This is a genomic window from Mycobacterium sp. NGS48 (assembly GCF_059812585.1).
Genome location: NZ_JCALCY010000001.1, coordinates 200,727 through 223,417 on the forward strand (window position 1 = coordinate 200,727; position 22,691 = coordinate 223,417).

A 22,691-nucleotide genomic window follows, 5' to 3' on the forward strand; every position below is an offset into this window, starting at 1 on the left:
CCCCGCCTCGCGCCTAGGACCACATTCGCGAATTCATCGCCGCCGCACCCGAATAATTCGCGTGTGCTACGTCGGCGATCCCCCGAAGACGCGAAAGCGCCTGCCGCATCTCGGCCGCGCCCTCATGCCACTCTGCCTGCGCAGCGCGCTGCGCCTCGCTAGCTTGTCCATGCCAAGCCGGTCCCAGCGAATCCACCATCGCCTGAGCCTGCACCAACGACTCTTCCAACTGGTTCTCAAACGACGACATCTGTTCCACCGCACTCATCAGCGCCGCGGTGTCCACAACAAACTTCGCCATCACAGGCCCGCCGAATCCACCGCAGCACCGCCGGCCGCGTCCGTCGTCGTGTAATGCTGTGCCGCCTCGTCCAACAGGTCAGCCATCGCGCTCAACCCGTGCACCACCTTCGAAGCGCCCTCATGCCAGGGCTCCCACACCCCGGAGAACGCCGACCCGGCCTCACCGACCCAGCCCGTGCCCAGCAAACCCGACACATGCTCGTCCAGACCACCCAAGCCGGTCTGCATTCCATCGGCAACTGACCGCAAATTGCCGGCAACCGACACCAACTGTCCGGCAGATACCCCCAACTCAGCCACAACCGACCCCTGTTCAACACGCAGCTAACTGAGCAATCATGTCGTCGGCTCAAGTTAGCGCCGGTCGCCTTTTCAGCGTGAATTAACGTTCCAAGTACTGTCGCGGCATGCGAGCACCGCGAGCCCTGGGTTGGCTGGGCGTCGACATGACGTGCGTGCTGGTGTTCTGCGCGCTCGGCCGACGCAGCCACCACGAAGGACTCGACGTTGCTGGTCTCGCGACGACGGCGTGGCCGTTTTTGAGCGGCACCGTCCTGGGCTGGGCGCTGTCGCGAGGGTGGCGTCGGCCGACGGCCCTGGCTCCGACCGGCGTAACCGTGTGGATCAGCACCGTCGTTGTCGGGATGCTGCTGCGCAAGCTCAGCTCGGCCGGGGTCGCTGTCAGCTTCGTGGTGGTGGCCTCGTCGGTTACTGCTGTGCTGTTACTGGGCTGGCGGGCGGTTGGCACGCTCGTGGTTCAGCGTCGCTCCGCGGCGTGACGACGTAGCACCTATGTGCTACACGTGTAGCACATAGGTGCTACAGTATCGACATGAAGAGCACCATCAGCCAGCGCGAGTTGCGCAACGACAGCGGCACGATCATGCGCCGGGTCGAACACGGGGACAGCTTCACGGTGACGAGAAACGGCGTTCCGGTGGCGGACCTGGTACCGCATGAGCGCACTGGTGCAGGCGAGCGACCACGTTTCGTCGCAATAGCGGAAATCACTGCCGGCGCCGCCGGACTTCCCGCCTGGGACGCGGAGCATTTCGCTCAGGAGTTGCATGCGGTTGATGACACCGTCGATGACAATGACATCGATCCGTGGCGCAACGCCAGGTAACCGAATGCATGAACGCGTATTGCTCGACACATCCGTCGTGATCGACTTTCCCGCTGACGCCGTCGCCGCTCACGCCGCAACCGCCGCGGTCAGCACCATCACGCTCGCCGAATTGTCCTACGGTCTGCACACCGACGATCCGCTCCTCAACGCCGCCCGCGAGCAGCGATACCACTGGATCGCCAACACATTCGCGCCGATTCCATTCGACGCGACCGCCGCCCGTGTCTATGGCGCATTGTGCGCGAATGTCCGAGCTATCGGCCGAAACCCCAAGCCGCGCCGATTTGATTTGCTCATCGCTGCGGTGGCAGTGGCTTTGGGAGTCCCGCTCATTACCCGTAACGAGGCGGACTTTCTGCGCGTACATCGCACATTGACAATCATTGCTGTGCCTTGACCCGGGAATGCGGCTGGGCCATCCACGGTAGACAGTTAGATGATGCCAGAAACCCTCCAGTTCGTGCCGGTCGGCCAGGACGATCCGCTGACGCAGCCACTGCTGACCGAGTTGGCCGCCGAGTACGCGCAGCGCTACGGCGGCGCACCACAGGCCGTGCTGACCTGGCTGCGCGACTATCCGGCGGCCGAATTCAGCCCACCCGACGGCGGTTGGCTGATCGGCGTGCTGGACGGTGTGCCGGTCACCGGCGGCGGGTTCCGCCGCTTCGACGCCGAAACTGCTGAGCTGAAGCGGATTTGGACCGACCGCGCCTACCGTCGCCGCGGCTTGGCGGCAGCACTGCTGGTCGAGCTGGAGGCGGCGATCACCGCTCGCGGCTATCGGCGGATCTACCTGATGACCGGTGACCGTCAGCCCGAGGCCGCGGCGCTGTATCACGCCACGGGTTACACCCGGCTGGCCGAACCACTGCCCTCGACCGAACCGGTCTATCCGGTCGCCTTCGCCAAGGATCTGCCATGACCCAGCAGCTGCACCTGGGCGTCGCGCTCGACGGCTACGGTTGGCACCCGCAGGCCTGGCGCACCACGCCGGACCCGGCGGCCGAATCGATGCTCAGCGGCGGCTATTGGGCGGACCTGGCCGCCACCGCCGAACGTGGGCTGCTCGACTTCCTCACCATCGACGACACCCTGATGCCCCAGCCGGGGCGCCGTGAAGCAATCGATCCGCGCCGGCTGGCCGGCCGCGGGGACGCGGTGTTGGTTGCCGCCCGCATCGCACCCGCCACGCGGCACATCGGGCTGATCCCGGTGGCCACCGTCACCCACACCGAGCCGTTCCACATCTCCAAGGCCATTGCCACCCTCGATTACGTGTCGCGCGGACGGGCCGGCTGGCAGGCCCGGGTCAGTGCGACCGCGCACGAGGCGGCACTGTTCGGCCGACGCGAGGCATCCGGCGACCTGTTCGACGAGGCCGCCGACTACGTGGAGGTGGTGCGCCGGCTCTGGGACAGCTGGGAGGACGACGCGGTGATCCGCGACGTCGCCACCGGGCGCTACGTCGACCGGGACAAGCTGCACTACATCGACTTCACCGGAAGGTACTTCGCGGTCAAGGGGCCGTCCATCACCCCGCGGCCGCCCCAGGGGCAACCGGTGGTCGCCGCACTGGCCCACGCGACGCCCATCTATCAATTCGCCGCCGCCAGCGCCGATCTCGTGTTCGTCACACCGACGGATGAGACGTCACTGCGCGCGATTCTCGACGAGGTGGACCAGCGATTGAACGTCTACGCCGACGTGGTGGTGGCGTTCGGTGGCGAGGCTGACTTCCGATCGGATGCGCTGGTGTTCGGCGGCAGCGCAACAGAATTGGTGGATCTGCTGCTGGATTGGCAGCAGCAAGGCATCCAGGGGGTCCGGCTGCGGCCGGCCGTCAACGCCGTCGACCTGCCGGTGATCGTCGATGAAGTAGTGCCGTTACTGCAGCAGCGCGGCGTGTTCCGCAGTCGTTACCGAGACGGCGAGACGCTGCGCGAGCGTCTTGGATTGCCTTTGGCGCCCAACCGGTACGCGGCGGCGGCCCGATGACCAACGCCCCGTTGTCCGTCCTCGACCTGGCGCCGATCAGCGCCGGCAGCGACGCCGCGACCGCGCTGCGCAACACCGTCGATTTGGCGCAGCACGCCGAACAGTGGGGATATCGGCGGTTCTGGATCGCCGAACACCACTTCGTTGCTGTCGCCAGCGCGTCACCGGCGGTGCTGATCGGCCAGATCGCCGCCGCTACCAACACGATTCGGGTCGGCTCGGCAGCGGTACAGCTCAGCCACACCACCGCGGCCGCGGTAGTGGAAAGTTTCGGGATGCTCGAGGCATTCCATCCGGGCCGCATCGACCTCGGTGTGGGCCGCTCCGGGCAACGCCGCAGGACCAACAAACCGCGCAAGCCACGGCCGAAGATTGAACTGCCCCGCGAATGGCGCGAGGTCGACGGGGTGGTGGTGCCCCCGCCATTCGACCTGCGCACGGTGCTCAACAAAGAACGTGTGCAGGCCACCATGGCGATCCTGCAGCAACCCGAGGCCGTCGCACCCGACTTCGCCGAGCAACTCGGCGACATCCTGGCCATGCTCGACGGCAGCTACCAGGCCGACGGGTTCGACGTGCACGCGGTACCGGGTGAGCGAACCGGCTTGACGCCGTGGATCTTCGGCAGCAGCAAGGGCAAAAGCGCACAGCTGGCCGGCGCGCTCGGGCTGCCATTCGTCGCCAGCTATCACCTCACCCCGGCCACTGCGCTGGACGCCGTCGACGCGTACCGCGCCGCGTTCACACCGTCGGCGACACTGACCGAACCCTATGTGGTGATCTCGGCCGACATCGTCGTCGCCGACGACACCGCCACCGCACGGCGGCTGGCCTCCAGTTACGGCCAGTGGGTGTACTCCATTCGGGCCGGCGACGGCGCGATGCCCTATCCGGACCCAAACGACTGCCCGCCGCTCACCGACGAGCAGCTGGCGGTGGTAAATGACCGGCTGGCAACACAATTCGTCGGCGATCCTGATGAGGTAGCCGAGCGGTTGACAGCGCTGCAGCGGGTCAGCGGGGCCGACGAGCTCGTCGTCACCTCGGTCACCCATCGCCACGAGGACCGGCTGCGCTCGCATGAATTGATCGCCAACCGTTGGGGCCTGTCCAAATGAAGCAGGTTCATCTGGCCGCACATTTCCCGGGCGTCAACAACACCACCGTGTGGACCGACCCGGCCGCAGGCAGCCAGATCGAGTTCGACTCGTTCGTACATCTGGCCCGCACCGCCGAACGCGGACTCTTCGACTTCTTTTTTCTGGCCGAAGGACTGCGATTGCGCGAGCACCGCGGCCACATCTACGACCTGGATGTGGTGGGCCGCCCGGACACTTTCACTGTGCTGGCCGCGCTGGCCGGCGTCACCGACCGGATCGGCCTGACCGGCACCATCAACACCACCTTCAACGAACCCTTCGAAGTGGCAAGACAATTCGCGACCCTGGATCACCTGTCCAAAGGTCGCGCCGGCTGGAACATCGTCACCTCGTCGGACGCGTTCACCGGGGCGAACTTTCGTCGCGGTGGATTCCTCGAACACGCCGAGCGGTACCAACGGGCCGACGAATTCCTTTCGGTAGCACGTCAATTCTGGGACAGCTGGGCGTCCGACGCCGTGCTGGCTGACGTCGACGCCGGGATCTACGTCGATCCCGGCCGCATCCGGACCGTCGAACACCACGGCGCGCAATTCGACGTGCGCGGGATGGCGACCCTGCGCGGCGGACCGCAGGGCCACCCGGTCCTGCTGCAAGCCGGCGACTCGCCGGAAGGCCGGTCGTTTGGAGCACGGCACGCCGACGCCATGTTCACGCTGCATGGCTCGTTGGAGGACGGGCAACGTTACACCGCCGACGTCAAAGGCCGCGCAGCAGCCGCTGGCCGAGACCCCAACGCGCTCAAAGTATTTCCCGCCGCCACCTTTGTGCTGGGCGACACCGCCGCCGACGCGGCCGAGAAAGCGCAACACATCCGTCACCAGCAGGTCAGCGGCCCGACCGCAATCGCCATGCTCGAACAAGTGTGGGGCCGCGACCTGTCGGCCTACGACCCCGACGGCCCGCTGCCCGACGTCGAGCCAACCGGCGACACCGGGATGACCCAGGGCCGGGTGCGGCACGGCGACCCAGTCGCGGTGGCCAAGCTCTACCGGGAACGTGCCCGGGCAGAAAACCTGACCATCCGCGAACTGGTAATCGCCGTTACCGGCCGTCAGCAATTCGTCGGAACCGCCGCCGAAATCGCTGACGAGATGAACCGCTACGTACAAGCGGATGCCTGCGACGGATTCATCCTGGTGCCGCACCTGATCCCGCATGGGCTCGACGAGTTCGTCGACCGGGTCGTCCCGCTATTGCAGGACCGCGGTGTCTACCGCACCCGATACACCGGTCGAACCCTGCGGGATCACCTCGACGTTCAGCCGGCCATGAACTCGTCGTAGGCCGACTGCAGCTGGGGTGAGAGCACTGTGGTGTTGCACTGGCGCTGCGTGTCGCCGATCGGCGCCAGGATGCCGCGCAGGTCGTGGTACTCCTGCGGGTGGGCGGTGAAGTAGCTGCGCAGGTTGGCCGCCGCCTCTGGACGCGGCTGGCTGAACGCATTTGTCACCGCGGCATTGGCATCCGGGTGGCCGTTGAGATATTGGCGAGCCGACCCGGTCGCCGAGTTGACGGTGTTCTGCACCCCGGCAGGGCTGCAGTCCGGCGCTGCGGACGCCGTCGGCGCCAGGATCGTGGTTGCAGCCAGGCTCCCGAAAAGGCAGCAGGCGGCAGAGATGCCGGCGGCTTGCCGGCGCGCGGTCATACCACGGAATTTCATCATTGGTTGTTCCTCGAATCGCACGTTGGCTTTGGTTTGCGATCGCCCGCCTCCTGCTCAAGCGGGGGGCTGCGACGGCCCGAGGCCCAAAGTACGCGCGGCTCGAAGAGCGTCAACTGTGTGAAATCCGCGAAAACCGGTGCCGCGGTGCATTACCGGCACGCGCGCGTGAAATGAGTCTCAATTGCGGCCGTTTTCGGTAAGCAATCGACGAGAGGGGTAGCGAAAGCGTGAGAGTTCTTAACGAATCGTGATCTGCACCGTGACCGAATTGTGACCGCGTTCAGCGTACTTGCGCGAGCGCGCGGGCCTGCTCGGCGGCCTGACGGACCGGACCGCGCCACAGGTCGCCGTGACCGGGAGCCAAAATCTCGGTCTCCAATAGTCCCAGCGCCGCCAGACTGCGCACGCAGTCGTCCTGGCTGTGGCTGAACACCGCCGGGAGCAGCTGCGGGCCGTTGCGTGCCAGCAACGGATGTCCGGTGACCAGGGCGTCGCCGCTGGCGAGCACACCGTCGACCAGATACGAGCAGTGCCCGCCGGTGTGCCCGGGCGTGGGGATGGCCAGCGGTTGGCCGGGTAAGCCCGCGGCCACCTCCGCCGTCAGCGGCTGCGCGGTCGGGATGCCTTCGCGGATCAGGCCGCCGTTGCGGACCACGTGCACGGCCCACACCGCCCAGCGGGGCCGCCAGATCCGCAGCGCGACGTCCAACGGGGACGCCTGTTCCAGATACTCCCGCTTGGTGTGGCCGACCTCGTCGGGATGGCAATACACCGGGGTGCCGTGGGTTTTGGCGAACCAGATCGCCGAGCCAAAGTGGTCGATGTGGGCGTGGGTGAGCAGGATCGCGCGGACGTCGCCGGCCTGATATCCCAGTTCACGCAGCGAGGTCAGCACGTCATCGCGGTCGCCGGGATAGCCGGCGTCGATCAGCATGACCCCGGTGTCGTCGGTGACCAGCAGCCAGTTGACCGCGTCGCCCTGGGCGAGGTGCACGGTCTCGGTGATGGCCGTCAGCGCCGGTGCCATGCCCGCGAGCTTAGCTACTGGAGTAGAAACGACAGCGTGGCTGAACTGAAACTCGGATATAAGGCATCGGCGGAACAATTCGCGCCGCGGGAGCTCGTCGAGCTGGCGGTTGCCGCCGAGGCTCACGGTATGGACAGCGCCACGGTCAGCGACCACTTTCAGCCGTGGCGGCACGAGGGTGGGCATGCTCCCTTCTCGCTGTCCTGGATGACCGCGGTTGGTGAGCGCACCGAGCGCATCCTGCTCGGCACCTCGGTGCTAACCCCGACGTTCCGCTACAACCCCGCCGTCGTGGCGCAGGCGTTTGCCACCATGAGTTGCCTGTACCCGGACCGCATCTTCCTCGGTGTGGGCACCGGGGAAGCGTTGAACGAGATCGCCACCGGCTACGAGGGCGACTGGCCGGAGTTCAAGGAGCGCTTCGCGCGGTTACGCGAATCAGTGCGGTTGATGCGCGAGTTGTGGCGCGGCGACCGGGTCGACTTCAACGGCGACTACTACCGGCTCAAAGGCGCCTCGATCTACGACGTACCTGAGGGCGGGGTGCCGATCTACATCGCCGCCGGTGGCCCGGCGGTGGCCAAATACGCGGGGCGCGCCGGCGACGGCTTCATCTGCACCTCCGGCAAGGGCGAGGAGCTGTATCGGGAGAAGCTCATCCCGGCGGTACACGAGGGTGCGGCCGCCGCCGAGCGCAATGTCGACGACATCGACAAGATGATCGAGATCAAGATCTCCTACGACCCCGACCCGGAGTTGGCGCTGGAGAACTGTCGATTCTGGGCGCCGCTGTCGCTGACTGCCGAGCAGAAGCACAGCATCGACGACCCGATCGAGATGGAGAAGGCAGCCGACGAGCTGCCGATCGAACAGGTCGCCAAACGCTGGATCGTGGCATCGGATCCCGACGAGGCCGTCGAAAAGGTCGGCCAGTACGTCACGTGGGGCCTCAACCACCTGGTGTTCCATGCGCCCGGTCACGACCAGCGCCGGTTCCTCGATCTCTTCCAAAAGGACCTCGCGCCGCGCTTGCGGCGGCTCGGCTGACGTGGCCACATCGAGCGTCTACATCACCTCGCCGGAAGGCGACACCGGAAAGTCGACGGTCGCGCTCGGGGTGGTGCATCTGCTGACGGCGACGGTGGCCCGGGTCGGCGTGTTTCGGCCCATTGTGCGCCCCGAGCCTCGCGACTACATCTTGGAGTTGCTGCTGTCCCACGCCACCGCCGACCTGCGTTACGACCAATGTGTCGGCGTCGGCTACCAGCAGTTGCACGATGACACCGACGCCGCGGTCGCCGAAATCGTCGAACGGTTCCACGCGATGGCCGATGCGTGCGACGCCGTGGTGATCGTCGGCAGCGACTACACCGACGTCGCGACTCCCACCGAGCTGTCGGTCAACGCCCGCATCGCGGTGAATCTCGGGGCACCAGTGGTGTTGACGGTGCGCGCAAAGGACCGGACCCCCGACGACGTCGTCCGGGTCGCCGACGTGTGTCTGGCCGAGCTCGCCGCCCAGCACGCTCACACCGCGGCGGTGGTCGCCAACCGCTGCGCGCCGGCCGACGTTCCGGCGGTGGCTGCGGCGCTGCAGCGTTTCGAACCGCAAACCTACGTGCTGCCCGACGAACCGCTGCTGGTCGCGCCGACCGTCACCGAGATGCAGCACGCCGTCGACGGAACACTGATCAGCGGCGACAGCGCCTTGCTGGATCGCGAAGTGAGCGGTGTGCTGGTCGCCGGCATGACCGCCGAACACGTGCTGGAGCGGCTGACCGACGGCGTCGCGGTGATCACCCCGGGGGATCGCTCCGACGTCGTGCTCGCGGTGGCCAGCGCCCATGCGGCCGAAGGGTTTCCATCGCTGTCCTGCCTTATCCTCAACGGCGGGCTGGAGCCGCACCCGGCGATCGCGGCGCTGGTGTCCGGGCTGGGGCTGCGGCTGCCGATCATCGCCACCACCACCGGCACCTTCGAAACGGCCAGCGCCGCCGCGACGGCCCGCGGCCGGGTGACCGCGACCTCGCAACGCAAGGCCGACACCGCGCTGGCGTTGATGGAGCGCAATGTCGACGTTTCGGATCTGTTGGCGCGGCTGGCAATTCCGATCCCGTCTGTCACCACGCCGCAGATGTTCGCCTACCAGGTGCTGGAACGAGCACGCTCGGACCGCAAGCGCATCGTGCTGCCCGAAGGAGACGACGACCGCATCCTGCACGCGGCCGGACGGCTACTGCGGCGACGGGTGGCAGACCTGACCATTCTCGGCGACGAGACCGAGATCCGCTCCCGGGCAGCAGAGCTCGGGGTAGATCTGTCCGATGCCGAAGTGCTGAATCCGAGCAGCAGCGAGCTGCGCGACAAGTTCGCCCACCAGTACGCCGAGCTCCGCAAAGCCAAAGGAGTCACGGTCGACTGGGCCGGCGAGGTCATGCAGGACGTGTCGTACTTCGGGACGATGCTGGTGTACAACTCCCATGTCGACGGCATGGTGTCCGGCGCGGCACACACCACCGCGCACACGGTCCGGCCCGCCTTCGAGATCATCAGGACCGCACCCGACGTTTCCACGGTGTCCAGTATTTTCCTGATGTGCCTGCCGGATCGGGTGCTGGCGTACGGAGACTGCGCAATCGTCCCGGATCCGACGGTCGAGCAACTCGCCGACATAGCGATCAGTTCGGCGCGCACCGCCGCCCAGTTCGGCATCGAGCCGCGGGTCGCCATGCTGTCATATTCCACCGGCGAGTCCGGCTCCGGCGCTGACGTCGACAAGGTCAGGGCAGCAACGGAATTGGTGCGCAAGCGACAGTCCGATCTGCTGGTCGAAGGCCCAATACAGTACGACGCCGCCGTCGACCCGTCGGTGGCGGCCACCAAATTGCGCGACTCGGCGGTCGCCGGCCGGGCCACCGTGCTGATCTTCCCCGACCTCAATTCCGGCAACAACGCCTACAAGGCGGTGCAACGCAGTGCGGGTGCCATCGCGGTCGGTCCGGTACTGCAGGGGTTGAACAGACCGGTGAACGACCTGTCCCGCGGGGCATTGGTCGAAGACATCGTCAACACCGTCGCCATCACCGCGATCCAGGCGCAAAGCGCATGACCGAGCGTGTGGTGCTGGTGATCAACTCCGGCTCGTCGTCACTGAAATACCAGCTGATCCAAGCAGGTTCGGGGACCGCGCTGGCGGACGGCATCATCGAGCAGATCGGTGAGCCGTCGTCGCCGATCGCCGACCACGATGCGGCTTTGCGGGCGGTGTTCGACCAATTGGCCGAGGACGGCGTCGACCTGAAAAGCTGCGGGCTGGCGGCGGTCGGGCACCGCGTTGTGCACGGCGGCACGAAGTTCTATCGCCCCACCGTCCTCGACGACGCGGTGGTCGCCGCGCTGCAGGATTTGTCACCGCTGGCACCGCTGCACAATCCGCCGGCGCTGAGCGGTATCGCGGTGGCCCGCACGATGCTGCCCGATCTGCCGCACGTCGCGGTCTTCGACACGGCGTACTTCCACGACCTGCCCGCGGCAGCCGCGACCTACGCCATCGAGCATGAGCTCGCCCAGAAGTGGCGGATTCGTCGATACGGTTTTCACGGCACGTCGCACCAGTACGTCAGCGAGCAGGCCGCGGCGTTTCTGGACCGGCCGCTGGGCGAGCTGAATCAGATTGTGCTGCATCTGGGTAACGGCGCGTCAGCCTCGGCGATCGCCGGTGGCCGGCCCGTCGACACGTCGATGGGTCTGACTCCACTGGAGGGCCTGGTGATGGGCACCCGCAGCGGCGACATCGACCCCGGCACCATCGGGTATTTATGCCGGGAAGCGAAGCTGAGCGTCGACGATGTCGAATCTATGCTCAACCAACGCTCCGGGATGCTGGGATTAGCCGGTGAGCGTGACTTCCGCCGACTGGGGGAGATGATCCAATCCGGAGATGCCACAGCACAGTTGGCCTACGACGTGTTCGTGTACCGGCTGCGTAAATACGTCGGCGCGTATTTGGCGGTATTGGGGCATACCGACGTGGTGACGTTCACCGCCGGCATCGGCGAGAACGTGGCGGCGGTGCGGCGCGACGCGCTGATCGGACTCGGCGCGCTGGGTATCGAGATCGACGAACAGCGCAATAACCAGCCTGCGGGCGATGCGCGGCGGATCTCCACCGACGACTCAGCCGTTGCCGTGCTAGTGATTCCGACTAACGAAGAGTTGGCCATTGCCCGCGATTGTCTCAGCGTGATTTAAGCCGGTATGTCGTTCCTAAAGGCTAGAGTTTGGAATTGCTTGGGACTTTAGGGGACACGCAATGGGGCAGCAGCCCGATGACGCACGAGTCGGGACGCGATTCGGCCGCTACGAGATACGGGCGGTCCTCGGCCAAACCGGCGTGGGCCGGGTCTACCAGGCCGTGGAAATCGGGCCGGACACGGGCGGGGAGCGCGGGGTCGCGGTTATCGTGTTGCCACCCACCCTGGATCGCGAGCGGTTCTTCCGCGAGTTGCCGATCGTGGCGGGACTCTCAGATCCGCACCTCCTGCCGCTTCGTGATTGGGGCGAGACCGACGGCGTGGGGTATGTCGCGACGGCGTCGACATCCGGTGAAACATTGCGGTCGCTGCTGACCATGTACGGACCGATCGCCCCGGCTCGCGCGGTGGCGATCGTCGAGCAGCTCGCCGCGGTCCTCGATGTCGCTCACGCTGCCCGGCTGACCCACCGGGATATCAAGCCGGAGAACATCCTTGTCACCGGCGACGACGCCGTATACCTACTCGGCTTCGGTATCGCCGACACAGCACTCGACGGACGGGGGCCGACGGCGAGCACTTATGCGTACACGGCGCCGGAGCGTTTCGACAACGAGCGGCCGACCAGCCGCGCCGACGTGTATTCGCTGACTGGCGTGCTGTGCGAAATGTTGACCGGTGACAGTCCCTTTGCCGGCGCAACGACGGTGAGCCAGGTAATCAAGGCGCACCTGACCGCCGCACCGCCCAAGCCCAGCCTGTTGCGGCCGCGTGTCATCCCAGCTCGACTCGATGCCGTGATCGCGCGCGGGATGGCCAAGAACCCGCAGCACAGGTTCGCCACCGCTGGCGATCTGGCCCGCGCTGCCCGCGATGCACTCTCGGCGCCGCCGCACGACGCACCCACGATGATTCGTCGCACCACCGACCGGCCGCCGGCGCGCATCCGCAGCCGGCCCGCGAAGCCGATCCCCGACTTCGGCTTCTCTTCAGACGAGGTCGCCGAGCCCGGACCGCGGGGTCCGAAGCTGCTACCGCTGGCGATCGTTGTGGTGGTGCTGCTGTTGACCGTCATCGGCCTCCTTCTGTGGTGGATCGCGTCATCGGGCAATGACCAGCACGGCCAAGGGACGAGATCCACACCGACGACGTATCAACCAGACGTGCTGCCGTTCAGCGGTCTCACCGGACCGGAGGGTGTGGCCGTGGACGCGTCGGGCAACGTATACGTCACCAACATCGACAACGACCGGGTGATGAAGCTGTCTGCCGGCTCGACCCACCAGACCGTGCTGCCATTCACCGGCCTGAAGGAACCGTATGGCTTGGCGGTAGACGCGGACGGCGGCGTGTACGTCGCCGACACCGACAACGATCGGGTGCTGAAGGTGGCGGCCGGGTCGAATAGCCAGACGGTGGTGCCGTTTACCGGCCTCAAACGCCCGGCGGGTTTGGCGGTGGATGGGTCGGGCAGCGTCTACGTCGTCGATACCGGTCACGATCGGGTGCTGAAGCTGCAAGCCGGGTCGGAGGACCAGACGGTGTTGCCGTTCAACGACCTGGAACGGCCGAAGGGCGTGGCGGTGGACGGGTCGGGCAGCGTCTACGTCGTCGACACCGGCAACAATCGGGTGCTAAAGCTGGCGGCGGGGGCGGCCGGCCAGACGGTGATGTCGTTCACCAGCCTCAAAGATCCGTCCGGTTTGGCGGCCGATGCAGCGGGCAACGTCTACGTCACTGACGGCAGCAGGCTGGTGAAGATGGCGGCCGGTTCGACCAAGCAAACCGTGCTGCCGGTCACCGACCTCGGCTACACCAGGGGCGTGGCGGTGGATGCCTCCGGCAACGTCTACGTCACCGATTACGGCAACGATCAGGTGGTGAAGCTGGTGCCGGGCTGAGCGCGCCGATAACCCGACTTGCGCCCGTCATAGCAATTACGGACCCCGTTGACATCGATCTCATACTTGATCGTCGATGCCGGCCGTCCCAGCCGCTTGCCCATCGACTGCATTGATTCATTTATCCTGACGCCAATTTCGATCTCGACCCGATCTTCAAACGTCAGTCTCGGACGCGGGCCAGAGGTCTTCGGTTCGCACAGCTGTGGTTTCACACCACCAGCATCAGCAAACCAGCGCAAGCCAGAACGCTCCGACGCGCCGATGGCAACACCCGCCTCTGCAGGGGCGCAGCCACGACCGATGTGACCCCAGAACTGACGGAGAGCAGACCTCAATGCCGGACGAGCCATAGCAACACTCCTAAATTAGCGGTGTTGCATCTATCCCTTGAAGCCGCGGCAAGAATTCCGCCAACGATTCACACTCAAACTGGGGAGGCGGCGCCCACTAGAAGGTGCTGGGGGGTCGCACCCGGTTGGCCATGTCGACCAGCGTGTAACGGTGTTGCTGGGTGGGCGCCACCCGCGCCAGGCCGCGCAGCGACGCCTCCACACCCAACCGCAGCCCATGCTCGGTGAACGGAAAACCCAAAATGTGGTTGGTGCTGGCCTCGTGCTCCTGCAGCCAGTCCATTGCGCTGCCCAACACCAGGGCGCGGATTTGCAATACCCGCGGTTCGGTCGGCGGCAGCGCCTCCACCCGTCGCGCGGCGTCGCGGATCTGCTCCTCGGTGATCTCGCTGGTCGACCGGCCGGACAGCAACGTCACCGCACTGGTCAGCCGCGCGGTGGTGAAATGCCTTGAGCTGGCCGGCACTTCGTCGAGTGTGCGCACCGCGCCGGCCCGGTTGCCCTCCACCGACAGCGCCCGCGCCAATCCGAAGGCCGCCGAGATCACGCCCTCGTCGGTGTTCCACACCGTTTCGTAAAACTTGTGCTCGTCGGAGCCGCCGGCCAACTCCGCGGTGGCGGCCAGCGCCATCTTGGGGGCCAGCTCACCGGGGAAGGTGTCGAGCACCTCGGTGAAATGCTTGATCGCCGAGTCATAGTCACCGGTGAGCAACTCGGCGACGGCGCGATACCACACCAGCCGCCACCGCCAGCCGACCCGTTCGGCCAGGTCGTCGAGTTTGCGGGTCGCCTTGGCCACGTCGCCGAGGTCGAGCAGCGCGCGCACTTCCATCAGCGGCAACTCCACCGACTCGGACAAGTCGATGCCCTCCGACTCCAGTGAGCCGTGCCGGACCGCACGCAACGAGTCCAGGGTCTGCACCGGCTGGGAGAGCACCGTCGCCGACAGCACCGGTGCCGCGACGTCGGCCGGATCGACCAGCGGCACCTGCAACGCGGTGACGATCTCCTTGGCGGTCAGCTTCTCCGAATGCACCCGCCCGTCCAGATACACATCGGTGTGGGCGACCAGCAGGTCCACTCCGAACGTGGCGCGTGAGCGGGTGAAGATCGTCGACAATCCCGGCCGCGGCACCCCGGTGTCCTGCGCGACCACCTCGCGCAGCACACCGATCAACTGACCCGACATCTCCTCGGCGCTGGCGAACCGCCTTCGCGGGTCGGGATCGATCGCACGGCGCAGCAGCCGGGCGAACGAGTCGTATTCGACCAGCAGAGGATCGTCCTCGGGCAGCCCTTCGACATAGCGACCGCTGCGGGTACGCAACTTCATCGTCAGGGCCGCCAGCGTGCGTCCCACCGTGTAGATGTCGGTAGCCACCGTCGGTCCGGTGCGCACGATCTCCGGCGCCTGGTAGCCGGGCGTGCCGTAGAGGTAGCCGAACGAGTTGATCCGCGACACAGCACCCAGGTCGATCAGCCTGAGCTGCTCCTCGGTGAGCATGATGTTCTCCGGCTTGAGGTCGTTGTAGACCAGACCGAGGGAATGCAAATACCCCAGCGCGGGCAGGATTTCCAGTACGTAGGCGATGGCCTCGGCAACCGACAGGTTCTCACCGCGGCCACGCTTGAGCGACTGCCCGCCCACATATTCCATGACGATGTAGCCGACCGGATCGCCGTGCCGATCGGTGTGCTCGACGAAGTTGAAGATCTGCACGATCGACGGGTGCACCACCTCGGCGAGGAACTGACGCTCGGCCATCGCGATCGCCTGCGCTTCGGCATCGCCGGAATGCACCAATCCTTTGAGCACCACCGGACGGTCGTTGACGTTGCGGTCGACGGCCAGGTACACCCAGCCCAGCCCGCCGTGCGCAATGCAGCCCTTGATCTCGTACTGGCCGGCGACGACATCACCCGGATTCAATTGCGGCAGAAACGAATACGGACTACCGCAGTACGGACACCAACCCTCTGACAGAGCTTTGCCGTCCGGGCTGGACCGGCCCACCGGCCGCCCGCAGTTCCAGCAGAACCGCTTGGACTCCGGCACCACAGGGTTGACCATCAGAGCTTCGCGCGGGTTGGTGTCGGGTATCCGCGGAATCTCCACCAAGCCGCCGCCGAGTCGCCGAACCGGCTGGGCAACCCGGGTCGGCGTCGTCACGCGTTCTCGCGGTTCGGTGTCGACTGTGTGATCCGAGGTGAAGTCGTCGTCGTCGAAATGCGGGCGGTAGAGCGCCTGGGTGGACACTGGTCGCATCGTCGGAAGGGAGTCGGATGTCGCGTCGGCGGGCTGGGTACCGGGGGCGTTGTCGTCGTCCCCGAGTTGCCTGCGTTCCGAACCGGATGTGCTCATCAGTCCAGATACCTCGGGCTCGGCGGGGCCGGTGCCGGACCGAGCACGTTCAACCACTTGCGGTACAACGTGTTCCACGTTCCGTCGCGCCGGATGCGTTCCAAAGTGCCGTTGACGAAGCGGACCAGCCCGGTGTTGTCCAGATTGATTCCGATGCCGTAGGGTTGGGTGTCCATGTTGGGCCCGACGATGTGCAGATACGGATCCTGGGACACCAGCCCGGCCAGGATCGTGTCATCGGTGCTGACCGCGTCGACCTGCCGCTGCTGCAATGTCACCAGGCAGTCGGCCCAGTTGATTACCGACACGACCATCGGCGGCGGGGTGATCTCACGGATTCGGCGTAATGACGTGGTGCCCTTGGCCACGCAGACCCGCTTGCCCGACAGGTCCGACGGCTTGGTGATCGTCGAATCGCCGGGCGCCAGAATACGTTGGTTGGCATCGAGGTAAACGGTGGAGAAGTTCACCAGCTTGCGCCGCTCACAGGTGATCGTCATGGTTTTGACGACGATGTCGACCTCTGATTTCTGCAACGCGGTGATGCGCTCGGCCGACGAGAGAATCCGGTACTCGGCCGCCGAGGGGCTACCGAAGATGTCGCGGGCCACCTCGCCGGCGATGTCGACGTCGAACCCGGTGATCTGACCGGTGATCGGGTCGCGGAAGGACAGCAGGTTGCTGCCGATGTCGAGGCCGACGATCAACCGGCCCCGCTGCTGGATAGCGGCCACGGCGGCATCGGCCTCGGCTTTGGTGGGAAAGGGTCGCAGGCTCGCAGTGGCGTTGCAGTCGTCACCGGATTTCGGTGGCGACTGCGGCGGCTGCGGCGGCAGCTCCTGCATACCGGCCGGGGTGGGCGGCGGCAATGTCGGCGCGGTCGCCATCACCATGGACTCCGAGCGGCCGCAGCCGGCCAGCACCGTGGCGATCGCCAGCGCGGCACACAGCATCCGGGGTGGGCTCATCGGTACTCGTTCAGCCGCGGCCACAGGCCCAGGGCGACCGCGATAGCAGCACTGAGGCTGAGCACCGCGCCGCCAGCTGTGGCGCCGGACAGCCCACGACGCGCGTTGAGGATGTCGTTGCGCAATTGATTGCGGCTTTGCTCCATGGTCTTTCGCAATGCGCTGTCGATTTTGTCGAACGCCGGGCTGGAGTCGTTCTCACCGCCGCCGAGCGCAACCTGGGTGGCGGCTTGATAGTTGCCCACCGAGATGTAGGAGTCGATCCGGTCGTTGGCCCGACGCCATCGGATCAACAGCTCGTCGGCGTCGCGCAAGTCGGTTTTGTCGACGGCGTCGGGGCGGGCGAGATATTGGTCGAGCTGCTGGTGCATGGTGTCGATGCGTTGGTAGAAGGACTGTTGGCGGACCTCTTCGTCGCCGCGCCGGATCAGCGACAGCGTCTCGTCGGCACGCGCCTGCTGGGCGGTGATCGACAGGTTGGTGACGGTCTTGAGCGATTCTGCCGCAGTGTCTTTCGCGCTGCGACTGCCGGAGGTGGAAATCGTCAGAGCCGTCCCCACCCACACCACCATAATGAGAATGGCCAGGCCGCCCGCGACAAGTCCGGGGTTGACTCGCCGTTGGGTACGACGGCCCAGCCAACGGTGCGCGAAAGCGCCGAAGATCACCGTGGTGACGACGATGAGAATCACCGGCGCCGGGATTTGAGTGGACGCAGTGGTTTCGGCGTCGACCCGATCCGACGTCGCGTGGTAGAGCTGTTGCGCGTCCGGCAGGATCCTGGACTGCATCAACGCCGACGCCTCGGACAGATACGACGAACCGACTGGATTACCGGCCCGGTTGTTGGTCCGCGCGATCTCGATCAGCCCGGTGTAGACGACCAATTCGGCGTTGATCCGGCCCAGCAGCTCCACCAGCGGCTCATCGGTCAGACCGCTCGACGCGCGGGTCACCGCGACCGCGGCATCGGTGATGGCTTGTTCGTAACGCGCCCGCACGGTGCGCGGCTCGGCCTGCGCGATGAACGCGGTGGCCGCAGCCGCGTCGGCCACCGACAGCGTGGTGTAGAGCCGTCCGGCCGCGAACGCCAGCGGCTCGGTGTGATTCAGCACGGTGGCCAGCGCCTGCCGGCGCTGGTTGATCGTCGTCGAGGTGGCGAACGCGCTGAGCCCGCCCAGCATCGCCAGGATCACGCCGATGGACAGAATGCGGCCGGGCGTCGTCGAGATGAACCACCAGCGGGGGTGGGCCGGTTCCGTGGACGACCGCAATCCCAGCGGCTCTGTCGACGGATGCGCCAGCTCAACGGTCACGTCTGTTCGGACCCCAATTCTTCAGGACGTGCGTCCCACGAACTCTATAAGCGAAGTCTAAGAGTTCGCCGCACCGATGCGTGGAATCTCGGCGCCTAACACCCTGCTTATCCTGAACGCGTGCGCGGCGACGGTGACGGCTGGGTGGTCTCCGACACCGGCGTGCCGTACTGGGGCCGGCACGGCGCGGCCGGTCTGCTGTTGCGCGCGCCGCGCTCGGACGGCACCCCGGCGGTGTTGTTGCAGCACCGAGCGCCGTGGAGTCATCAGGGCGGAACGTGGGGATTGCCCGGCGGGGCACGCGACAGCCACGAGACCGCCGAGCAGGCCGCCGTCCGGGAAGCATTCGAGGAGGCCGGACTGCCCGGTGAGCGGCTGTCGGTGCGGTCGACACTGGTCACGGCCAGCGTCAGCGGCACCGGCTGGACCTACACCACGGTGATCGCCGATGCCGGAGAGTTGCTGCACACCGTGCCGAACCGGGAAAGCGCCGAGCTGCGATGGGTGGGCGAGGACGAGGTGGCCGCCTTGCCGCTGCATCCGGGGTTCGCCGCCAGTTGGCAGCGGCTGCGGACTGCTCCGACGACGGTGCCGCTGGGCGCGGGTGACGAGCGGCGCCGCCACCTGCCGCGCACCGTCGAGATCGAGACAGGGAGGTTCCTGTGGTGTACCGCCGGCCTGCCCGACCAGGCGCCGTCGCAGCTGAGTTATCGGATCAGCGCGCTGCTGCAAGCACCGAACTGAGCTGCTGCGCGGCCGCTTGCGGATCCTGGGCGGCAGTGATCGCGCGGACCACCACGATCCGACAAGCCCCCGCGGCCAGCACCTGGGGCAGTCGCTCGGCGTCGATCCCCCCGATCGCGAACCACGGTTTGTCGCCGGCCATCGCGGCGGCCGCCTGCACCAGGGGCAGCCCCGGCGCCGGGCGACCGGGTTTGGTCGGAGTCGGCCAGCACGGCCCCGCGCAGAAATAGTCGACGTCCTCGGCGACCGCGGCGGCGACCTGCTCGGAGTCGTGGGCGGACCGGCCGATCACCACGCCGGCCCCGACGATGTCGCGGGCCACCGTCAGCGGCAGGTCGTCTTGACCCAGGTGCAGCACGTCGGCGCCCGCGGCACGGGCGATATCGGCGCGGTCGTTGACGGCGAGCAGCGCACCGTGCCGTCGGGCGGCGTCGGCGAGCAGTTCCAGCGCCGTGAGCTCGTCGCGCGCCTCCAGCGGGCCGAACCGTTGCTCGCCTGCCGAGCCCTTGTCGCGCAGCTGGATGACATCCACGCCGCCGGCCAGCGCGGCGTCGGCGAATTCGGCCAGGTCGCCGCGCTCCCGGCGGGCGTCGGTGCACAAATACAGCCGCGCGTCGGCAAGCCGCCTACGAGGTTCGTGCACACCGCGACGCTAGCGGCTAGCGTGGAAAGCTGACGAATCACGGGAGTCCCAGGGTTATGGCTACGGGGGCTGAGAGTGGGCACGCCTGCCCTGACCGTTCGACCTGATCCGGATCATGCCGGCGAAGGGAGCAGAACATGGCACCCGACCTCGGATCGCTGGCCGTCGTCGGCGGCGGCGTCATCGGGCTGTCGGTGGCGCGCCGGGCGGCTCAGGCCGGCTGGTCGGTACGGGTACATCGCAGCGGCGAGCACGGTGCATCCTGGGTGGCCGCCGGGATGCTGGCCCCGCACAGCGAAGGCTGGCCCGGCGAGGAACAGCTGTTGCGGCGCGGATTGGAGTCGCTGCGACTCTGGCACGAAAGCGGCTTTCTGGACGGTTTACCGGCTCAGGTGGTCACCGCCAGGGAGTCGCTGGTGGTTGCCGTTGACCGCGCCGATGTCGCCGATTTGCACACGGTCGCGGACTGGCTCTCGGCGCAGGGCCACCCGGTGATCTGGGAGTCGGCCGCGCGCGACGTGGAACCCTTGCTGGCGCAGGGTATTCGGCATGGTTTCCGGGCGCCCACCGAGTTGGCGGTAGACAACCGTGCCGTGCTGGACGCCCTGGAAGGAGCCTGCCGGCAACTCGATGTGCAATGGGCCGGACCGGTGGATGACCTGGCCGCCGTCGAGGCCGACGCGGTGGTGATCGCCAACGGAATCGACGCCCCGGTGCTGTGGCCGGGCCTGCCCATCCGGCCGGTGAAGGGCGAGGTACTGCGGCTTGCGTGGCGTAAGGGCTGTATGCCGGTGCCGCAGCGTGTCATTCGGGCGCGGGTGCATGGCCGGGCCGTGTACCTGGTGCCGCGCGCCGACGGCGTCGTAGTCGGTGCCACCCAGTATGAGCACGGTCGCGACACCGCCCCGGCGGTATCCGGTGTGCGCGACCTGCTCGACGATGCGTGCGCGGTGTGCCCGGCGCTGGGTGAGTACGAACTGGCGGAGTGCGCCGCCGGGTTGCGTCCGATGACACCGGACAACCTGCCGCTGGTGGGACGTCTGGACGCGCGCACGCTGGTGGCCGCCGGGCATGGCCGCAATGGCTTTCTGCTGGCGCCGTGGACCGCCGAACAGATTGTGTCCGAACTCGTACCGGTAGGAGCCCCCACGTGATCATTCTTGTCAACGCAGAACAGGTCGAAATCGACGATCAGACCACCGTGGCCGCCCTGCTGCGGTCGCTGGGCTACCCCGATCGTGGTATCGCGGTCGCGCTGGACCGGGCGGTGCTTCCGCGGTCTGACTGGGCGACAACGCTTTCCGATGGTGCGCAACTCGAGGTGGTGACGGCGGTGCAGGGTGGCTGACTCGAAACTGACCATTGCCGGCCGTGAGTTCTCGTCCCGGCTGATCATGGGCACCGGCGGAGCGACCAACCTGGCAGTGCTGGAGGAAGCGCTGGTCGCGTCGGGCACCGAACTGACCACCGTCGCGATGCGCCGGGTCGACACCGAGGGCGGCACCGGCATGCTCGATCTGCTGAGCCGGCTGGGTATTGCGCCGTTGCCCAACACCGCGGGCTGCCGAAGCGCGGCGGAGGCGGTGCTCACCGCGCAACTGGCCCGCGAAGCGCTGCACACCGAATGGGTAAAGCTGGAAGTGATCGCCGACGAACGCACGCTGTTGCCCGACGCGGTCGAATTGGTCCGGGCCGCTGAGCAATTGGTGGACGACGGCTTTGTGGTATTGCCCTACACCAATGACGACCCAGTGCTCGCTCGACGGCTGGAGGACACCGGTTGCGCAGCGGTGATGCCGCTCGGGTCGCCGATCGGCACTGGGCTGGGTATTGCCAACCCGCACAACATCGAGATGATTGTCGACGCCGCCGATGTCCCGGTGGTGCTTGACGCCGGCATCGGCACAGCCAGTGACGCCGCGCTGGCGATGGAGTTGGGCTGTGACGCGGTGTTGTTGGCCACCGCGGTGACTCGGGCCGCCGACCCGCCCGCGATGGCCGCCGCGATGGCCGCCGCCGTCACCGCAGGCTATCTGGCGCGCAAAGCCGGACGTATCCCGAAACGATTCTGGGCGCAAGCATCCAGTCCGGAGCTATGACGAAACGGTATGTGGCGCTGGGTAGTTCAATGGCTGCCGGGCCTGGCATCCGGCCTCGCGCCAAAGGTGCGCCCTGGGGATCGGGACGATCGGCCCGCAACTACGCGCACCTCGTCGCCGGGCAACTCGACCTCGATCTGGTCGATGTCACGTTTTCCGGGGCGACCACCGCTCATGTGCTGGCAGAGCATCAGCGTGGCGCATCGCCACAGGTGGATGCGCTGGATGGCTCTGAACAACTGGTCACCATCACGATCGGCGGCAACGACGTCGGCTACATTCCGATGCTGATCGCCGCGTCCCTGCCGCGCGTCGCGCGGCTGTTGCCGAATGTCGCAGCCGTGCTGGACGGCGCTGCCCGCGACCAAGCGCTCAACGAAGTCGGCGCCTCGCTGCGCGCGGTCGGTGCAACGGTGCGCCGGCGCGCTCCTAACGCTCGGGTGATTTTCGTCGACTATCTCACGATGCTGCCACCGAACGGGCAACGCGCGGCACCGCTCTCAGACGCCGACGCCGAACTCGGTCGCCACATCGCCGCGCGACTGGAGGATCTCACTGCGGCCGCCGCGCAGGCCACCGGCTGCGGCATCGTGCGCGCCGGACACGCCAGCCGGGACCATCACGCCTGGTCGGCTGACGCCTGGGTAGTCGGTGCGGCCTGGCCGCTGCCTTGGCGTCCAGCACCGTTTCATCCCAACGCCGCGGGAATGCGCGCCGTCGCCGAGTTGCTCGTGGCTGCGACGCACTGATTAATGCACCGCCGCAGCGGGTA

Annotated in this window: 24 protein-coding genes, 1 pseudogene and 1 riboswitch; of the genes and pseudogenes, 16 read left to right on the forward strand and 9 right to left on the reverse strand. The window is 66.9% G+C overall.

Features of this window, described 5'->3' with window-relative positions:
* Positions 1–13 precede the first annotated feature (13 nt).
* Both AC5Y42_RS00920 and AC5Y42_RS00925 read right to left on the reverse strand, forming a co-directional pair.
* Complete coding sequence (locus AC5Y42_RS00920) at positions 14–301, reverse strand: WXG100 family type VII secretion target (protein WP_499895068.1); 288 nt, start codon at positions 299–301, stop codon at positions 14–16.
* Entirely contained in the window at positions 301–603 is a 303-nt protein-coding gene (locus tag AC5Y42_RS00925) for a WXG100 family type VII secretion target (RefSeq protein ID WP_499895070.1), read from the reverse strand. Before AC5Y42_RS00925 ends, AC5Y42_RS00920 begins: the two co-directional genes overlap by 1 nt.
* A 107-nt stretch (positions 604–710) precedes the next feature.
* Here AC5Y42_RS00925 and AC5Y42_RS00930 point away from each other — a divergent pair, with 107 nt between their 5' ends.
* Genes AC5Y42_RS00930 through AC5Y42_RS00960 form a run of 7 tightly spaced genes read left to right on the forward strand, consistent with a single transcriptional unit; the run spans position 711 to position 5,873 of the window.
* Positions 711–1,082: a DUF3054 domain-containing protein gene (locus AC5Y42_RS00930; protein ID WP_499895072.1), complete on the forward strand. Its 372-nt coding sequence runs from the start codon at positions 711–713 to the stop codon at positions 1,080–1,082.
* A gap of 53 nt (positions 1,083–1,135) precedes the next feature.
* A complete protein-coding gene (locus tag AC5Y42_RS00935; protein WP_499895074.1) occupies positions 1,136–1,429 on the forward strand; it encodes a type II toxin-antitoxin system Phd/YefM family antitoxin in 294 nt (97 codons plus the stop codon).
* Positions 1,430–1,433: 4 nt separating this feature from the next.
* The gene (locus tag AC5Y42_RS00940; RefSeq protein ID WP_499895075.1) at positions 1,434–1,829 is read left to right on the forward strand and encodes a PIN domain-containing protein; all 396 of its coding nucleotides are present in this window, start codon (positions 1,434–1,436) and stop codon (positions 1,827–1,829) included.
* A gap of 39 nt (positions 1,830–1,868) precedes the next feature.
* Positions 1,869–2,354 (forward strand): GNAT family N-acetyltransferase, encoded by a 486-nt coding sequence (locus AC5Y42_RS00945; RefSeq protein WP_499895077.1) that lies wholly within the window; start codon positions 1,869–1,871, stop codon positions 2,352–2,354.
* On the forward strand, positions 2,351–3,427 hold the full coding sequence (locus AC5Y42_RS00950) for an LLM class flavin-dependent oxidoreductase (RefSeq protein ID WP_499895080.1): 1,077 nt from the start codon (positions 2,351–2,353) through the stop codon (positions 3,425–3,427). Before AC5Y42_RS00945 ends, AC5Y42_RS00950 begins: the two co-directional genes overlap by 4 nt.
* Complete coding sequence (locus tag AC5Y42_RS00955; protein ID WP_499895082.1) at positions 3,424–4,545, forward strand: LLM class flavin-dependent oxidoreductase; 1,122 nt, start codon at positions 3,424–3,426, stop codon at positions 4,543–4,545. Before AC5Y42_RS00950 ends, AC5Y42_RS00955 begins: the two co-directional genes overlap by 4 nt.
* Complete coding sequence (locus AC5Y42_RS00960) at positions 4,542–5,873, forward strand: NtaA/DmoA family FMN-dependent monooxygenase (RefSeq protein ID WP_499895084.1); 1,332 nt, start codon at positions 4,542–4,544, stop codon at positions 5,871–5,873. Before AC5Y42_RS00955 ends, AC5Y42_RS00960 begins: the two co-directional genes overlap by 4 nt.
* Here AC5Y42_RS00960 and AC5Y42_RS00965 read toward each other — a convergent pair.
* Together AC5Y42_RS00965 and AC5Y42_RS00970 are read right to left on the reverse strand one after the other, a co-directional pair.
* Entirely contained in the window at positions 5,849–6,250 is a 402-nt protein-coding gene (locus AC5Y42_RS00965; protein ID WP_499895806.1) for a heme-binding protein, read from the reverse strand. The genes AC5Y42_RS00960 and AC5Y42_RS00965 overlap by 25 nt on opposite strands.
* A gap of 283 nt (positions 6,251–6,533) precedes the next feature.
* Positions 6,534–7,280, reverse strand: coding sequence for an MBL fold metallo-hydrolase (locus AC5Y42_RS00970; protein WP_499895086.1), 747 nt, complete (start codon positions 7,278–7,280; stop codon positions 6,534–6,536).
* A 36-nt stretch (positions 7,281–7,316) separates the two neighbouring features.
* On the opposite strand from AC5Y42_RS00970, the gene fgd reads away from it, so the two are divergent.
* From fgd to AC5Y42_RS00990, 4 genes are all read left to right on the forward strand, one after another.
* Positions 7,317–8,327, forward strand: coding sequence for a glucose-6-phosphate dehydrogenase (coenzyme-F420) (gene fgd, locus AC5Y42_RS00975; protein ID WP_499895088.1), 1,011 nt, complete (start codon positions 7,317–7,319; stop codon positions 8,325–8,327).
* Between the two features lies 1 nt (position 8,328).
* Complete coding sequence (gene pta / locus AC5Y42_RS00980) at positions 8,329–10,389, forward strand: phosphate acetyltransferase (RefSeq protein WP_499895091.1); 2,061 nt, start codon at positions 8,329–8,331, stop codon at positions 10,387–10,389.
* Positions 10,386–11,531 carry an acetate kinase gene (locus tag AC5Y42_RS00985; protein ID WP_499895092.1) on the forward strand — a complete coding sequence of 382 codons (1,146 nt, stop codon included), beginning with the start codon at positions 10,386–10,388 and terminating at the stop codon, positions 11,529–11,531. Before pta ends, AC5Y42_RS00985 begins: the two co-directional genes overlap by 4 nt.
* Positions 11,532–11,592: 61 nt before the next feature.
* Positions 11,593–13,434: a serine/threonine-protein kinase PknD gene (locus AC5Y42_RS00990; protein ID WP_499895094.1), complete on the forward strand. Its 1,842-nt coding sequence runs from the start codon at positions 11,593–11,595 to the stop codon at positions 13,432–13,434.
* Here AC5Y42_RS00990 and AC5Y42_RS00995 read toward each other — a convergent pair.
* The 4 genes and pseudogenes from AC5Y42_RS00995 to glnX all read right to left on the reverse strand — a co-directional run.
* A pseudogene (locus AC5Y42_RS00995) lies at positions 13,431–13,787 on the reverse strand (helix-turn-helix domain-containing protein); the annotation flags it as partial. The gene AC5Y42_RS00990 and the pseudogene AC5Y42_RS00995 overlap by 4 nt on opposite strands.
* 97 nt (positions 13,788–13,884) lie before the next feature.
* A complete protein-coding gene (locus AC5Y42_RS01000; protein WP_499895096.1) occupies positions 13,885–16,149 on the reverse strand; it encodes a serine/threonine-protein kinase PknG in 2,265 nt (754 codons plus the stop codon).
* Positions 16,149–17,117 (reverse strand): glutamate ABC transporter substrate-binding protein, encoded by a 969-nt coding sequence (locus AC5Y42_RS01005; protein WP_499895098.1) that lies wholly within the window; start codon positions 17,115–17,117, stop codon positions 16,149–16,151. Before AC5Y42_RS01005 ends, AC5Y42_RS01000 begins: the two co-directional genes overlap by 1 nt.
* The gene (glnX, locus tag AC5Y42_RS01010) at positions 17,114–18,433 is read right to left on the reverse strand and encodes a protein kinase G-activating protein GlnX (RefSeq protein ID WP_499895099.1); all 1,320 of its coding nucleotides are present in this window, start codon (positions 18,431–18,433) and stop codon (positions 17,114–17,116) included. Before glnX ends, AC5Y42_RS01005 begins: the two co-directional genes overlap by 4 nt.
* A gap of 120 nt (positions 18,434–18,553) precedes the next feature.
* Between glnX and AC5Y42_RS01015 the strand changes: the two genes are divergently transcribed.
* Positions 18,554–19,177 (forward strand): NUDIX hydrolase, encoded by a 624-nt coding sequence (locus tag AC5Y42_RS01015; protein WP_499895100.1) that lies wholly within the window; start codon positions 18,554–18,556, stop codon positions 19,175–19,177.
* Here AC5Y42_RS01015 and thiE read toward each other — a convergent pair.
* Positions 19,149–19,820 (reverse strand): thiamine phosphate synthase, encoded by a 672-nt coding sequence (gene thiE, locus AC5Y42_RS01020; RefSeq protein WP_499895102.1) that lies wholly within the window; start codon positions 19,818–19,820, stop codon positions 19,149–19,151. The two genes, AC5Y42_RS01015 and thiE, sit on opposite strands and share 29 nt — an antisense overlap.
* Positions 19,821–19,852: 32 nt before the next feature.
* Positions 19,853–19,967, forward strand: a riboswitch (TPP riboswitch).
* On the opposite strand from thiE, the gene thiO reads away from it, so the two are divergent.
* The 4 genes from thiO to AC5Y42_RS01040 all read left to right on the forward strand — a co-directional run bounded on the left by thiO (position 19,958) and on the right by AC5Y42_RS01040 (position 22,668).
* A complete protein-coding gene (thiO, locus tag AC5Y42_RS01025) occupies positions 19,958–20,974 on the forward strand; it encodes a glycine oxidase ThiO (RefSeq protein WP_499895105.1) in 1,017 nt (338 codons plus the stop codon). Its footprint overlaps the riboswitch before it by 10 nt.
* Positions 20,971–21,168, forward strand: a complete 198-nt coding sequence (thiS, locus tag AC5Y42_RS01030) for a sulfur carrier protein ThiS (protein WP_499895107.1) — start codon at positions 20,971–20,973, stop codon at positions 21,166–21,168. The genes thiO and thiS overlap by 4 nt, the downstream gene beginning before the upstream one ends.
* Positions 21,161–21,919: a thiazole synthase gene (locus AC5Y42_RS01035; protein WP_499895108.1), complete on the forward strand. Its 759-nt coding sequence runs from the start codon at positions 21,161–21,163 to the stop codon at positions 21,917–21,919. The genes thiS and AC5Y42_RS01035 overlap by 8 nt, the downstream gene beginning before the upstream one ends.
* On the forward strand, positions 21,916–22,668 hold the full coding sequence (locus AC5Y42_RS01040) for an SGNH/GDSL hydrolase family protein (RefSeq protein WP_499895110.1): 753 nt from the start codon (positions 21,916–21,918) through the stop codon (positions 22,666–22,668). The genes AC5Y42_RS01035 and AC5Y42_RS01040 overlap by 4 nt, the downstream gene beginning before the upstream one ends.
* Positions 22,669–22,691 lie beyond the last annotated feature (23 nt).

Bases quoted from the DNA above. Each gene is read 5' to 3' on its own strand.
- AC5Y42_RS00920 (WP_499895068.1), bottom strand. From the start codon at position 301: ATGGCGAAGTTTGTTGTGGACACCGCGGCGCTGATGAGTGCGGTGGAA.
- AC5Y42_RS00930 (WP_499895072.1), top strand. From the start codon at position 711: ATGCGAGCACCGCGAGCCCTGGGTTGGCTGGGCGTCGACATGACGTGC.
- AC5Y42_RS00935 (WP_499895074.1), top strand. From the start codon at position 1,136: ATGAAGAGCACCATCAGCCAGCGCGAGTTGCGCAACGACAGCGGCACG.
- AC5Y42_RS00940 (WP_499895075.1), top strand. From the start codon at position 1,434: ATGCATGAACGCGTATTGCTCGACACATCCGTCGTGATCGACTTTCCC.
- AC5Y42_RS00945 (WP_499895077.1), top strand. From the start codon at position 1,869: ATGATGCCAGAAACCCTCCAGTTCGTGCCGGTCGGCCAGGACGATCCG.
- AC5Y42_RS00950 (WP_499895080.1), top strand. From the start codon at position 2,351: ATGACCCAGCAGCTGCACCTGGGCGTCGCGCTCGACGGCTACGGTTGG.
- AC5Y42_RS00955 (WP_499895082.1), top strand. From the start codon at position 3,424: ATGACCAACGCCCCGTTGTCCGTCCTCGACCTGGCGCCGATCAGCGCC.
- AC5Y42_RS00960 (WP_499895084.1), top strand. From the start codon at position 4,542: ATGAAGCAGGTTCATCTGGCCGCACATTTCCCGGGCGTCAACAACACC.
- AC5Y42_RS00965 (WP_499895806.1), bottom strand. From the start codon at position 6,250: ATGAAATTCCGTGGTATGACCGCGCGCCGGCAAGCCGCCGGCATCTCT.
- AC5Y42_RS00970 (WP_499895086.1), bottom strand. From the start codon at position 7,280: ATGGCACCGGCGCTGACGGCCATCACCGAGACCGTGCACCTCGCCCAG.
- AC5Y42_RS00985 (WP_499895092.1), top strand. From the start codon at position 10,386: ATGACCGAGCGTGTGGTGCTGGTGATCAACTCCGGCTCGTCGTCACTG.
- AC5Y42_RS00990 (WP_499895094.1), top strand. From the start codon at position 11,593: ATGGGGCAGCAGCCCGATGACGCACGAGTCGGGACGCGATTCGGCCGC.
- AC5Y42_RS01000 (WP_499895096.1), bottom strand. From the start codon at position 16,149: ATGAGCACATCCGGTTCGGAACGCAGGCAACTCGGGGACGACGACAAC.
- AC5Y42_RS01005 (WP_499895098.1), bottom strand. From the start codon at position 17,117: ATGAGCCCACCCCGGATGCTGTGTGCCGCGCTGGCGATCGCCACGGTG.
- thiO (WP_499895105.1), top strand. From the start codon at position 19,958: ATGGCACCCGACCTCGGATCGCTGGCCGTCGTCGGCGGCGGCGTCATC.
- AC5Y42_RS01040 (WP_499895110.1), top strand. From the start codon at position 21,916: ATGACGAAACGGTATGTGGCGCTGGGTAGTTCAATGGCTGCCGGGCCT.